This is a genomic window from Microbacterium esteraromaticum (assembly GCF_016907315.1).
Classification (GTDB): Bacteria; Actinomycetota; Actinomycetes; order Actinomycetales; family Microbacteriaceae; genus Microbacterium; species Microbacterium esteraromaticum.
The window spans coordinates 2,135,810-2,148,999 of record NZ_JAFBBS010000001.1; the positions used below are offsets into that span (position 1 = coordinate 2,135,810).

At 70.4% G+C, this 13,190-nt stretch carries 12 protein-coding genes; 11 read left to right on the forward strand and 1 reads right to left on the reverse strand.

The genetic code is table 11. From position 1 onward, the window contains the following. Positions 1–5: 5 nt before the first annotated feature. Entirely contained in the window at positions 6–239 is a 234-nt protein-coding gene (locus JOE67_RS10255; RefSeq protein ID WP_204975480.1) for a hypothetical protein, read from the forward strand. Here JOE67_RS10255 and JOE67_RS10260 read toward each other — a convergent pair. Then, positions 218–1,270, reverse strand: a complete 1,053-nt coding sequence (locus JOE67_RS10260) for an Rv2578c family radical SAM protein (protein WP_204975481.1) — start codon at positions 1,268–1,270, stop codon at positions 218–220. The two genes, JOE67_RS10255 and JOE67_RS10260, sit on opposite strands and share 22 nt — an antisense overlap. A 156-nt stretch (positions 1,271–1,426) precedes the next feature. Here JOE67_RS10260 and JOE67_RS10265 point away from each other — a divergent pair, with 156 nt between their 5' ends. The 10 genes from JOE67_RS10265 (at position 1,427) to JOE67_RS10310 (ending at position 13,190) form a co-directional block, all read left to right on the forward strand. Beyond that, positions 1,427–2,476, forward strand: a complete 1,050-nt coding sequence (locus JOE67_RS10265) for a LacI family DNA-binding transcriptional regulator (RefSeq protein WP_204975482.1) — start codon at positions 1,427–1,429, stop codon at positions 2,474–2,476. Next, the gene (locus JOE67_RS10270; RefSeq protein ID WP_239528081.1) at positions 2,473–3,414 is read left to right on the forward strand and encodes a carbohydrate ABC transporter permease; all 942 of its coding nucleotides are present in this window, start codon (positions 2,473–2,475) and stop codon (positions 3,412–3,414) included. The genes JOE67_RS10265 and JOE67_RS10270 overlap by 4 nt, the downstream gene beginning before the upstream one ends. Further along, on the forward strand, positions 3,411–4,250 hold the full coding sequence (locus JOE67_RS10275) for a carbohydrate ABC transporter permease (protein WP_204975483.1): 840 nt from the start codon (positions 3,411–3,413) through the stop codon (positions 4,248–4,250). The genes JOE67_RS10270 and JOE67_RS10275 overlap by 4 nt, the downstream gene beginning before the upstream one ends. A 45-nt stretch (positions 4,251–4,295) precedes the next feature. Further along, positions 4,296–5,591: an ABC transporter substrate-binding protein gene (locus JOE67_RS10280; RefSeq protein WP_204975484.1), complete on the forward strand. Its 1,296-nt coding sequence runs from the start codon at positions 4,296–4,298 to the stop codon at positions 5,589–5,591. A 147-nt stretch (positions 5,592–5,738) separates the two neighbouring features. After that, a complete protein-coding gene (locus tag JOE67_RS10285; RefSeq protein ID WP_204975485.1) occupies positions 5,739–6,908 on the forward strand; it encodes an ADP-ribosylglycohydrolase family protein in 1,170 nt (389 codons plus the stop codon). Continuing rightward, positions 6,905–8,269 (forward strand): ADP-ribosylglycohydrolase family protein, encoded by a 1,365-nt coding sequence (locus JOE67_RS10290; RefSeq protein ID WP_204975486.1) that lies wholly within the window; start codon positions 6,905–6,907, stop codon positions 8,267–8,269. The genes JOE67_RS10285 and JOE67_RS10290 overlap by 4 nt, the downstream gene beginning before the upstream one ends. Next, positions 8,266–9,195 (forward strand): PfkB family carbohydrate kinase, encoded by a 930-nt coding sequence (locus JOE67_RS10295; RefSeq protein WP_204975487.1) that lies wholly within the window; start codon positions 8,266–8,268, stop codon positions 9,193–9,195. Before JOE67_RS10290 ends, JOE67_RS10295 begins: the two co-directional genes overlap by 4 nt. Before the next feature lie 4 nt (positions 9,196–9,199). After that, positions 9,200–11,158 carry an SUMF1/EgtB/PvdO family nonheme iron enzyme gene (locus JOE67_RS10300; RefSeq protein WP_204975488.1) on the forward strand — a complete coding sequence of 653 codons (1,959 nt, stop codon included), beginning with the start codon at positions 9,200–9,202 and terminating at the stop codon, positions 11,156–11,158. Next, complete coding sequence (locus JOE67_RS10305) at positions 11,155–12,345, forward strand: CaiB/BaiF CoA transferase family protein (protein WP_204975489.1); 1,191 nt, start codon at positions 11,155–11,157, stop codon at positions 12,343–12,345. Before JOE67_RS10300 ends, JOE67_RS10305 begins: the two co-directional genes overlap by 4 nt. Further along, a complete protein-coding gene (locus tag JOE67_RS10310; protein WP_204975490.1) occupies positions 12,342–13,190 on the forward strand; it encodes an HpcH/HpaI aldolase/citrate lyase family protein in 849 nt (282 codons plus the stop codon). Before JOE67_RS10305 ends, JOE67_RS10310 begins: the two co-directional genes overlap by 4 nt.

Sequence of the window (13,190 nt, forward strand, 5' to 3'; positions counted from 1 at the left end):
GACCCATGGGTTGGAACGAGTGGGCGACGGCCGGGGGCACGGTATGGTTCAGCATCGCTCTGGTGATCAGTGCGCTCGCCGGCATGCAGGGGCGCACGAAACTCGGGTGGTTCGTGCTCGGGATGATCTTCGGCCCCCTTGCGCTGCTCTTGCTGGTGTTCCTCATCCAGCCGCCTGCCGCGCGTGAGGAGCTGCCCGCAGGCAGCGCCGGACGAGCTCAGAAGAGCATGTCGGACTGAGTCGTCGTGCGGACGGATGCCGGAGCGGGGCGCTGTCGCATCCGCCGGCCGCGCATGCTGTCGTTCTCTTCCTCGGATCGGGCATCGAGCCCGTGCACGCGCATGAGCGGCCGGATGCGTCGCGCGAGCCACTGACGGTAGGCCTTCGGTGCCTCGACCGAGACGCCCGGATACAGGCCGCGGTATGACGACAGCAGCTCGGGATGCTCGCGCTCGAGCCACTGGAAGAACCACGGCTTCACGCCAGGGCGCAGATGCAGCGACCCGTAGACGACGTGGTCGGCGCCCGACTGCCTGATGCGGCGCAGCCCTTCGTCGATGGCGGCGAGCGAGTCGGTCAGGTGCGGCAGCACCGGCATGAGGAAGACGCCCACGCGGAAGCCCGCATCGCTGAGTGCACGGACCGTGTCGAGCCGCGCCTGCGTGCTCGGCGTGCCCGGCTCTATGGCGTGCTGCAGCGCCTCGTCGTACATCGCGATCGACATCTGTATGTCGATCGGCACCCGCTTGGCCGCCTCGACGAGCAGGGGTATGTCGCGGCGGATCAGCGTTCCCTTGGTGAGGATCGACATCGGCGTGCCCGAATCGGCGAGCGCCTGCACGATGCCCGGCATGAGCCTGTACCGTCCCTCTGCGCGCTGGTACGGGTCGGTGTTCGTGCCGAGCGCCACCGTCTCGTGCTTCCACGATCCTCGCCGCAGCTCGCGCTGCAGGACCTCGACGATGTTCGTCTTCACGACGATCTGCGAGTCGAAGTCGGCGCCGCCGTCGAGGTCGAGGTACTCGTGCGTCCCGCGGGCGAAGCAGTACACGCATGCATGGCTGCATCCGCGGTAGGGATTCACGGTCCACGCGAACGGCATGCGCGAGGCGCCTGGCACGGCGTTCAGCGCCGACTTCGCGAGCACCTCGTGAAAGGTCATCCCGGCGAACTCGGGTGTGGTCACCGAGCGGACGATGCCGGTGCGGCTCTCGAGGCCGGGCAGCGCGTCGACGTCCCGATCGTCGACCGCTTGTCCTTGCCATCTCATGCAACGATTAGAACATAAGAGCGAACGCCGGGCAATGGCACGAGATCGATGTTCGCACATCAGGGGAACACTCGCGGAAGCTCTTGACTCGCCAGATCGTTCATGAGAACGTTTACAGCGACGGTGGGAACGTTTACAGCACTCAAGGGAGAGTCCATGCCCCGAGCAACGATCACACAGGTCGCCGCACGAGCAGGCGTGTCGGTGGCCTCGGCCTCGCGCGCGCTCAACGGGCAGATCGCCAGCGCCGAGACCATCGCCAAGGTCGAGAAGGCCGCCGCCGAGCTCGGCTATGTCGCCGACGCGACGGCCCAGTCGCTGAAACGAGGGCGAACCTTCCAGCTCGCGTACGCGGTCGCCGACATCGGCAACCCCGTCTACGTCGAGATGATGACCGCCATCCAGAAGGTCATCTCGGCATCCGGATACCGCCTGATCGTCTCTTCGACCGGCGACGCGTCGTCGTCGGTCGACGTCGTGCGCGACCTCAGCCGCGGCTACGTCGACGGCCTCATCATCTCGCCGCTGCGCGTCACGAAGCAGCTGCTCGACGCCCTGGCCGCCGTGCCTGTGCCGGTCGTCGTACTCGGTCGGGTGCCGGGGGATGCCGGGTTCGACACCGTGCGTGCAGACTCGCTCACCGCCATGCGGCAGGTCGTCGACCACCTCGCCGAGAACGCGCATCGCGACCTGGCGTTCATCAACGGTCCCGTCGACACGACGCCCGGTGCCTTCCGCCGCGACGGCTTCACCGCCGCGATCGCCGCGCACCCCGAGCTGCGCGCGCAGAGCGTCGTAGCTGCCGACTTCACGATCGCCGCCGGCTACGAGGCGGCGCTGCCGCTGCTCGGCGGCGACGACCGACCGCAGGCCGTGATCGCCGCGAACGACCTCATCGGCGTCGGGGTGCTGCGCGCCGCCGAAGACCTCGGGCTGTCGGTTCCCCGCGACCTCGCCGTCACCGGCATCGACGACACCGAGCTCGCCACCGTCATGCGCCCGGGGCTGACCAGCGTCGACATGGGCGCAGCTGAGCGCGGTCGCGTCGCCGCCGAGCTGCTTCTCGCCCGCATCGCCGACGGCGAGCGGCCCACTCAGACCGTCGCTGTCGCCCCTCGTCTCGTCGTGCGCGGATCGACCGTCGAGAACACGGCCCGCGCGGGCATCCCGCTCGCCCCCGTCGATCTCGGGAGGGCAGCCGGATGAGCATCACCGCAGAGAAGCGCGCGAAGGCTCCGCACAAGGTGCGCCAGATCGGCGCGCGCACTCGCGCGCAGCGCAAGGAGGCGATCGCGCTCGTCATCCCCGCACTGCTGCCGATCATCATCTTCTCGGTGATCCCGCTGGTGAGCGGCGTCGCGATCGGCTTCACCGACGCCACGCTCAAGCGCAACGCCGAGATCAGCTTCAACGGGGTCGAGAACTACATCGACCTCGCCGGCAATCAGCGGTTCTGGGGCTCGTTCGGCATCGGACTCGTCTGGTCGGCATCGGTCGCGCTGCTGACGCTCGTCTGCGCCATGTGCCTCGCTCTGCTGCTCAACAGCAACCTGCGCCTGAAGGGGCTCACCCGCGTGCTCGCTCTCATCCCGTGGGCGATGCCGCCCGTCGTGATCGCGATCGTGTGGCGCATGATCTACAACCCGAACTCGGGTCCGCTCAACGGAATGCTCAGCTGGTTCGGCATCCCGGGCGTCAACTGGCTCGGCGACTTCTCGACCGCGCTGCCCGCGGTCATCGTCGTGGGCGTCTGGTCGGGCATCCCGCAGACGACGGTGCTGCTGCTCGCCGGAATGCAGGCGATCTCGGCCGAGCAGCACGAGGCGGCGGCCGTCGACGGCGCCGGCGTGTTCCGCCGCTTCTGGCACGTCACGCTCCCGGCGCTGCGTCCCGTGATCTTCGCCGTCACCTCGCTCGACTTCATCTGGCAGTTCAACTCGTTCGGCCTCATCTACGTGCTCACCGAGGGCGGACCAGGCGGGCAGACCATGATCCCGCCCCTGTTCACCTACCTCGAGGCGTTCCGCAACCGCGAGATCGGTGCGGCGTCGGCGATGGGCAACGTCCTCGTGGTCGCGATCCTGATCATCCTCTCGCTGTACCTGATCAACCAGTTCCGCCAGAACAAGGGGGTGCGCGCATGACCGCCAGACGCCCCTGGTACGCGACCGTCCTGATGTACGCGGCGCTGGCGTTCTTCCTCGCCTTCCTCGGCTTCCCGCTGGTGTGGCTCGTGTCGGCATCGTTCAAGTCGTCGCAGGAGCTCAACTCGCTCGCGGTGAACCTCATCCCCGCGCAGTGGGACTTCTCGAACTACGCCAGCGCGCTCGAGCGTCAGAACCTCATCCCCGCGGCGATGAACTCGCTGCTCGTGGCAGTGGCGACCATGATCATCACCGTCCTGCTGTCGATGCCGATGGCCTACGCCCTCGCCCGCCTGCAGGGACGGCTGCGCGCCGCCGGCACCATCTGGATCCTCACGAGCCAGGTCTTCCCGAGCATCCTGATCATCATCCCGCTGTTCCTGCTGCTGCGATCGATCAGCCTCAACGACACCCTCCTCGGGCTCATCCTCGTGTACGTCACCTTCACCATGCCGTTCACCCTGTGGATGCTGCAGGGGTACGTCGCCGCCATCCCCGTCGAGCTCGAAGAGGCTGCCGAGATGGACGGTGCGAACAGGATCACCATCCTGCGCCGGGTCGTGCTGCCACTGCTCGCGCCGGGACTCGTCGCGACAGCGATGTTCACCTTCGTATCAGCGTGGAACGAGTTCTTCCTCGCCCTCGTGCTGCTGCAGAGCCCGGAGCTGTACACCCTGCCCATCGCCCTGCGCTCCTTCCTGGGCGCCGAGGGGCAGACGCAGCTCGGCCCGCTCGCCGCAGGCGCGGTGCTCGCGACGATCCCGTCGCTCATCATCTTCGGCATCCTCCAGAAGAAGCTCACCGGCGGCATGCTCGCCGGTGCCGTCAAGGGCTGAACCCCTCCACCACCAGAACCACCGCATCACTGAAAGGCGATCACCATGAAGAGAATCCGAGGCATCGGCGCCATCGCACTCGCCGGCGTCGCAGCGCTGGCGCTCACGTCATGCACCCAGGGAAGCGCGACGCGCGGCTCGGGAGACGGGGAGGACGGCGCCGTCACCCTGCAGTTCCAGTCGCTGTCGGACCAGCCCACCACCCAGGCGGCGATCAAGAAGATCGTCGACGGCTGGAACAGCGAGAATCCCGACGTGCAGGTCGAGATCATCCAGGCCGGGTGGGACGGCACCTACGACAAGCTGATCACGCAGTTCACCGGCGGAACTGCTCCCGACATCATCCACTTCGAGGCGAGCTCGATCGTCTCGTTCGCGGCGGACGGGTACCTCGCCGACCTGAGCGAGTACATCGACCCCGACCTGAAGTCGGACATCTCGGAGGGCATTTGGGACTCGGTGACGGTGGGCGACGAGATCATCGCCTATCCGTCGACGCTGCAGTCGTACATGGCATTCGCGAACGCCGATCTGCTCGAGCAGGCCGGCGTGGAGATCCCCACAGGGGACACCATGACGTGGGATGAGCTCGCCGAGATCGCGCGCGCGACCACCACGCCCGAGCACAAGGGCCTCGGATGGGGCCTCGCTTCGCCGACCGCGACGATGATGAGCCTCGCGCTCGGCTTCGACGGTGGCTACTTCTCGGGCGAGGGCGATGACGCGAAGATCGAGGTCGGCGACGATGAGCTGGCCGTGCCCGAGCGCATCCATGAGATGGCCTACGGCGACAAGTCACTCGACCTGACGTCGCTCACGCAGTCGGGCTCGGACGTCCTCGCATCGTTCTACGGCGGCAAGGTCGCGATGACCGTGCAGGGATCGTTCCAGGTGACCAACATCGCCAAGGACGCCCCCGAGGGCTTCAACTGGGTGGCGCTGCCCCCGATCGAGGGCTCGGCGGGCGCGCTGCAGGCCGCCAACCCGCAGACCTACTCGGTGAACGTCGACTCCGAGCACGTCGAGGAGTCTGCGGAGTTCCTGAACTACTTCATGGGCGCCGACAACCTCGCCGAGATCGCCTACGCCGACGCGCTGATCCCGTCGTCGGGCGAGGCCCGCTCGGCGCTCGAGAAGAAGGCCGCCGACAACCCGGCATGGACGCAGGTGCTCGCATCCGGCGAGGGTCTCGAGGGTCCGCCGTTCCTCAAGGCCGACAAGTACACGGAGTGGAAGGACACCATCGCGACGCCGGCCTTCCAGCAGTACCTGGCCGACAAGATCAGCAAGGAGCAGCTGGCGACCCAGCTCTCCGACGGCTGGGCCGACATCGCAGGCTGAGCGCCGGCAGGCTGAGCGCCGGCGGGCTGAGCGCCGGCGCGCTGAACGCCGCCGGCTGCATGCCGGCGGCGGGAGGCAGAACGGGGTGAGACGGGCATGGCGCCCGTCTCACCCCGGGCAGAAGACACACACGAGACGAGGAGTGGGATGGACGTGCTGCAGGGCCGAGTGGCCGGAGTGCTTGCAGGAGCCGCCGTGGGCGATGCGCTCGGCGGAGCGACCGAGGGGTGGACCCCCGAGCAGATCGAGGAGCGGCACGGAGGTCGGGTCGAGGGCATCGTCGGACCGTTCCTCGACGACTGGCGCACGGCTCGCCCGATCGCGCCGTACCACAAGGGCGACGGGCACGTCACGGACGACACCCTGATGACCCACGCCCTCATCGAGGTCTACGCCAAGCGGCGTCGTCACCTCGACGCGTTCGACGTCGCAGCCGACCTCGTGCCGCTGATGATCGGCGAGCGCCGGTGGATCCCCGAGCTCGAAGACCAGGCGCTCATCCTGCAGCGGGTGTTCCTGGCCGAGAAGTGGATCGTCGCCAAGCTGCACTACGGCCACGCCGATCCCCGCGAGGCTGGCGTCGGCAACATCGTCAACTGCGGCGCCACCATGTACATGGCGCCGGTCGGGCTCGTGCACATCGGCGATCCCCACGGTGCCTACGCCGAGGCCATCGATCTCGCCGGCGCCCACCAGTCGTCGTACGGGCGTGAGGCGGCCGGCGTGTTCGCCGCGGCCGTGGCGGCGTCTGCCGCGCCCGGCGCGTCGGTGGCGGATGTGCGTGCGGCGGTGACCGAGGTCGCGCACGACGGCACGGCCGCGGCGATCGCCGCCGTTCTGGACGCCGTCGACGGGTTCGTCGCCGGCGGCGGGTCGGAGGATCCGCGTGAGCTGGGTCGCGTCATCCGCGCCGCCGTCAGGCCGTACGACACGGTCGGCGACCAGTACCGTGCACCGGCGATGGACGCCAGGCTGCCCTCGCGGACGAAGTCGATCGAGGAGCTGCCCGTCGCCCTCGGCTTCGTGGTCGCGCACGACGGCGACGCTCGCGCCGCCGTTCTCGATGCGGTGAACTACGGGCGCGACTCGGACTCCATCGCGACGATGGCCGGGGCCATCTGCGGCGGTCTGGGCGGGATCGATGCGATCCCCGCCGAATGGGTGCACGACGTGACCACCGCGAGCCGCCTCGACCTCGAGGGCGTGACGGCGGCGATGACCGAGGTCGTGCGCGACGTCGCCGCGGCGGATGCGGAGCGGGCGGCGCGACGCGCAGCGAGCCTGCGCGAGATGCTCGGCGCGGAGGCGACCGCGTGAGACTGACCTGGGCCCAGCCAGAAGACCTCGTTCCGGCGGAGTTCGCCGCCCTGCGCGAGCAGGGCGTCGCGGAGTCGGAGCTGACGCCGATCGAGCAGCGATGGGCGTCAGCGGGCGGCTCGACGGTGCTCGCGCCGTCGGGCGCCAGCACGACGCCGGCCAGCGCTGAGCTGCGCGCACTCGCCCGCGCCGTGCTCGACGAGCTGCATGACCTGCAGCGGCCGAGCGACGACGAGCCCGACGAATGGGACGCCATCGCGGCGCTGCTGCCCGACGCCCCCGCACTGCCCACGACGACCGCGCTCGACCGGATGCGCGGGGCGTGGGCCGGGCGAGCGGCCGGATGCCTGCTCGGCAAGCCCGTCGAGAAGATCCCCCGCGAGGGGATCGAGCAGATCGCGCGGGCCACGGGCAACTGGCCGATCCGCACCTACTTCACCGCCCAGGGCCTGCCGGCGGAGATCGCCGAGCGGTGGCCGTGGAACCGCCGCTCGGCGCCCACATCGCTCGTCGAGAACATCGACGGGATGCCCGAAGACGACGACCTCAACTTCCCGATCCTCGCCCTCGACCTGCTCGAGCGGCACGGCGGGCGGCTGACGACCGACGACATCGCTCAGGCGTGGCTCGCCTCCCTCCCCGCCGGACGCGTGTTCACGGCCGAGCGGGCCGCATACCGGAACATCCTCGATGCGAGGCCCGTGCCCGAGACCGCAACCCACTTGAACCCGTTCCGCGAGTGGATCGGCGCTCTGATCCGCGCCGACGTGCATGGCTGGGCCCACCCCGGCGACGTCAGGGCGGCGGCGCGCTCGGCATGGCTCGACGCGCGCCTGAGTCACACCCGCAACGGCATCTACGGCGAGATCTGGGTCGCCGCGCTGTGTGCGGCCTCGATCGTCGTCGAGACGGCCGACGATGCGCTGGACGCAGCAGATGCGGCAGTGCCACCGGCATCCCGGCTCGCCGCGGCGGTGCGTCTCGGGCGCGAGACCGGGCGGGCGCTCTCATCGGGAGCTCTGACCCTCGATGCGGCTCTGGACGCCCTGCACGACGAGTTCGCCGGCATGCACTGGGTGCACACGCTCAACAACGCCGCGCTCATCGCCTGCGCGGTGCAGGCGCACGGTGCCGACTTCGGCCAGGCGATCGCCCTGGCGGTGGCCGGCGGGTGGGACACCGACTCCGCCGGTGCGACCGTCGGCTCGGTGGTCGGCGGGCTGATCGGCGCCGACGCGATCGACGCGGCCTGGACGGCCCCGCTGCGCGACAGCATCGCGACATCGATGCCGGGCGGTGCCGAGCGGTCGATCCGCGAGCTCGCCGAGCGCACCCTGCGCCTGTCGGAGGCGGGGTCGTGAGCGTCGTCATCGTCGGTAGCGTCAATCAGGACGTGGTGGCCCGCGTCCAGCGCGTACCCATGCCTGGCGAGACCGTTCTGGCAAGCTCGCTCACCCGCTCCGGAGGCGGCAAGGGCGCCAACCAGGCGGTCGCCGCGCGACGTGCGGGCGGTGCGGAGGTCGCGTTCGTGGGAGCTGTCGGAACGGATTCCGACGGCGCCTCGCTGCGTGCCGCTCTCGAGCGCGACGGCATTGACGTGTCGGGACTCGCCGAGATGGAGGGCCCGAGCGGCACCGCGCTGATCGCGGTCGACGAGCACGCCGAGAACATCATCGTCGTCGTGCCGGGGGCCAACGCCGCCCTCGAGCGTCTGACAGATGGTCAGCGCGCGGTCGTCGCGCGCTCGCGGGTGCTGCTGACCCAGCTCGAGGTGCCCGTGTCGCTCGTGCAGGATGCCGCGGGCGCTCGCCCCGTCGGCGCCTGGCATGTGCTCAACGCCGCTCCGTCGGCGCCGTTCGCCGGCGCGGCGGATGCCCTGTTCGCCGAGATCGACGTGCTCGTCGTCAACGAGCACGAGGCGCTCGAGATCGCGGGCGCGGCCGACCTCGATGGCGCCGTGCTCTCGCTGTCGGCGCGCGTGCGCGCGCTCGTCGTCACTCTGGGCGCGAAGGGGTCTCTGATCGTCCACGACGGCGATCGCGCCGAAGTCGCCGCAGTACCCGCAGATGCCGTCGACACCACCGGTGCCGGCGACACGTTCTGCGGCGTGCTGGCGGCACGCCTGGAGGCATCGGGCCGCACCCCCGACGACGCCGACGTGGCGCTGCTGGCCGATGCGGCCAGGTGGGGGGCGGCAGCGTCCGCCATCTCCGTCACCCGACCAGGGGCACAGGACGCCGTGCCGACCGCCACCGAGGTGGCGCAGCTGCGCCGAGAGAGCGAGTGAGACCGTGAGCAGTGGATTCGACCCCCTCCAGCCCCGGGAGCTGGACCGCCCGACGAGCGTGCCTCTGCGCGACATCGACGGCGTCCTGCCCGACGTGGCTGCGGGCGCCGATGCGCTGACCTTGGACGACGGCAAGATCTTCGCCGCCCCTTCCGATCCCGCGCAGCTCGACGACTGGCGGGCGCAGCTCACCGCCTGGCGGGACGGCGCCCGCCGCAGGCACGGTGCTCCCAGCCGGTACGACGACCCGCAGTCGCGCTGGGCGTCCCGCTGCTTCACCGTGGCCCAGGTGTGGCTGTGGGACGAGCTGTTCTTCGACTTCGACGCGCAGAGGTTCACGCCCGAGCGGTTCGCGGCCGACGCCCGCGAGCGCTTCGGCGGCCTCGACGGGGTCGTGCTCTGGCACGCGTACCCCGTGATCGGCATCGACGACCGCAACCAGTGGGACTTCTATGACGTGCCTGGCCTCGCCGACGCGGCGGACGCCCTGCACGCGCTGGGGATCGCGGTCTTCGTCGACTACAACCCGTGGGACACGGGCACGCGGCGCGGGCGCGACGACGCCACCGAGCTCGCCGCCACGGTGCGGCGCCTGGGCGCCGACGGCATCTTCCTCGACACGCTCAAGAAGGCCGACCCCGAGATGGTCGCGGCTCTCGATGCCGCGCGCCCCGGCATCGGACTCGAGGGCGAGTCGAAGCTCGCGACCGAGCGCATCGCAGACCACACGCTCTCGTGGGCGCAGTGGTTCGCCGACTCGGAGGTGCCAGGCGTGCTGCGCGCGCACTGGTTCGAGCGCCGGCACATGCAGCATCACATCCGCCGCTGGCACCGCGACCACTCCGAAGAGCTGCGCTCCGCCTGGCTCAACGGCGTGGGGGTGATGGTGTGGGAGGTCGTCTTCGGCGTCTGGGTCGGCTGGAACGACCGCGACGCGGCGACGCTGCGGCGCATGCTGCCGGTGCAGCGACGACTGCATCGCTGGCTGGTCGATGGCGAATGGACGCCCCTCGCCGTGCATCGCGCCCCTGTGTTCGGGTCGACGTTCGAGCTCGACGGGTCGACCCTGCTGCTGCTCGCCAACACCTCCGATGCAGACGTGTCGTACCGCCCGGAGGGCACGGGCTGGCAGCCGCTGCACGCCGGCGACTCAGCCGACGCGATCGTCGTGCCCGCGCACGGCGTCGCCGCGGCGATGCGGGTCGCAGGAGACGAGCCGGCCGAGCTGGCCGAGGTGCGTGCGGCGCTGGCCGACGAGGTGGCGGTGGCACAGGCATCCTTCCCCCACCGTCGCGCACGCCGGCTGTCGCCCCCGCGTGCCGCCTCCGCCGCCGCAGCCACCGGCGTCGTGGAGCGCGCGGCGGCATGCACCGTCATCGTGCCCCCGGGCGAGCACGTGCTGACCGTCCGCTATCGCGCGCGAGAGACCGGCATGTACGAGGGCGCTCCCTATGTCGACGAGTGGAAGCCCCTTCCGCCGCGCCTGCACGATCAGCGCACGCTCGAGCGCGTGGCGAAGCTGGCTGAGGCGGTACGGGTCGCATCCGCAGAGGTCAGCGAGGCCGAGTACGCGCTCTACCTCGACGCGATCGGCGAACGCGCCGGATCGCGTGACCCTGAGCGCCCTGCGACGGGCGTCACGTTCGCTCGGGCCCGCGACTACGCGGCGTGGGTGGGTGGGCGGCTGCCGACGGAGGACGAGTGGCAGCTTGCCGCCCGGATGCCCGGGTTCGAGCGCCGCACCCCCGAGGTCTGGAACTGGACCGAGTCGGAGCACTCTGACGGGCGCACCCGCTTCGTGATGCTCAAGGGCGGAAGTGCGCACGAGAGCGTCGGATCGGACTGGTACGTCGACGGCGGCGTGCGCGAGCCGGAGTTCGCGCTGAAGCTGCTGCTGCCCGGGCTGGGGCAGGACGCCTCGCCATCGATCGGATTCCGCGTGTGCTGGGAGGATGAGGCATGACGACGCCGCTGACCGGACTGCGGGTGATCGACGCGTCCACCCTCTTCGCCGGCCCCATGGCCGCCATGCATCTGGGAGACATGGGCGCCGAGGTGATCAAGGTCGAGCATCCGACCCGACCCGATCCCGCCCGAGGCCATGGCCCCAGCAAGGACGGACAGAACCTGTGGTGGAAGACCCTCGGTCGCAACAAGCGCACGGTCGCGATCGACCTGCACACCGCCGGCGGGCGTGAGGCGTTCCTCAGACTCGCCAGCACGGCGGATGTCGTGATCGAGAACTTCCGGCCGGGCACCCTCGAGCGCTGGGGTCTCGACTACGAGACCCTGTCGGCGCAGAACCCGGGCCTGGTGCTGGCACGCGTGACCGGGTTCGGCCAGATCGGACCGTATCGCTCGCGCCCCGGTTTCGGAACCCTGGCTGAGGCGATGAGCGGCTTCGCAGCGGCGACCGGAGAACCGGACGGCCCGCCCACGCTGCCCCCGTTCGGACTGGCCGACGGCATCGCATCGCTGGCGACCGCGTACGCGGTGATGGTGGCCCTTCACTCGCGGGCGGCGTCGGGCGTCGGGCAGGTCGTCGACGTCGCGATCATCGAGCCGATCCTCGCGATGCTCGGTCCGCAGATCACCCGGTGGGACCAGCTGCAGACGGCGCAGCCGCGCACGGGCAATCGCTCCATGAACAACTCCCCGCGCAACGCGTACCGCACCGCTGAGGGGTCATGGGTCGCGGTCTCGGCGAGCGCGCTCTCGATCGCACAGCGCGTCGTGACGCTCGTCGGCCGGCCGGACCTCGCAGATGAGCCGTGGTTCGCGACGGGAGCGTCGCGCGCCGAGCACGCCGACGAGATCGACGAGGCCGTCGGGTCGTGGATCGCCAGGCACACGCGCGACGAGGTGATCTCGGCCTTCGAGGAGGCGCAGGCGGCCGTCGCCCCGGTATACGAACCGGCCGACATCGTCGCCGACCCCCAGTTCACCGCGCTCGGCACGATCCACCGCATCCATGACGCGGACCTGGGAGAGATGGCGATGCAGGGCCCGCTCTTCCGCCTCTCGCGAGATGAAGCCGACATCGCGTTCACCGGGCGCGCCCACGGTGCCGACACCGACGAGGTGCTCAGCGAGCTCGGCTTCGCCGACGAGGACATCGCCCGGCTGCGCGAGGACGGATCGGTCGCATGAGCCGGTTCGTCATGGTCGCGCTGTATGCGCCGGCCGATCGTCCCGAGCGGTTCGGCAAGGCGCTGGATGCCGGAGCGGACGCCGTCATCGTCGACCTCGAGGATGCCGTGTCGGCGTCGCGCAAGGGGGAAGCGCGCGGCGCGCTCGGCGCCTTCGCCGACGAGTGGAGCGCGCGCGGCGATTCTCGGCCGGCCGTGCAGGTGCGGGTGAACGCGATCGGCTCTCGCTGGCACGACGACGACCTGGACGCGCTCCGCATGCTGCCCGCGGAGTTCGACGTGCGCCTGCCCAAGACGCAGTCGGCGGCAGACGTGCGGGCCGTGCGCGCAGCGCTTCCTGGCCGGCGCGTGCACGCGCTGCTCGAGACGCCGCTCGCCGTCGAGCGGGCGTACGAGATCGCGTCGTCCGGTGCGGCATCCATCGGCGCAGGAGAGGCCGACCTGCGGTCAGCCCTCGGCATCCCGGCGGGAACCGCAGGAGAGCCGGGGCTGGCCTACTCGCGCTCGCGGCTGGTGAACGCGGCGGCGGCAGCTGAGCTGCCGTCGCCGCTCATGGCGGTGTGGGCCGACGTCGTCGACCTCGACGGGCTGGAGCAGAGCTGCCGCACGGGGAAGAACCTCGGATACGCGGGACGCACCGTCGTGCATCCGCGCCAGATCGCCGTGGTACGGCAGGTGTTCACCCCGACCACCGCCGAGGTCGAGCACGCGCAGCGGATCATCGACCGGGTCGCGTCCGCTGCCGCAGACGGCACCGGCGCGTTCGTTCTCGATGACGGCACGTTCATCGATGTCGCGATGGTGCGCGGGGCCGAGCGGATCATCGCAGCCGCCTCGAGACCCTGA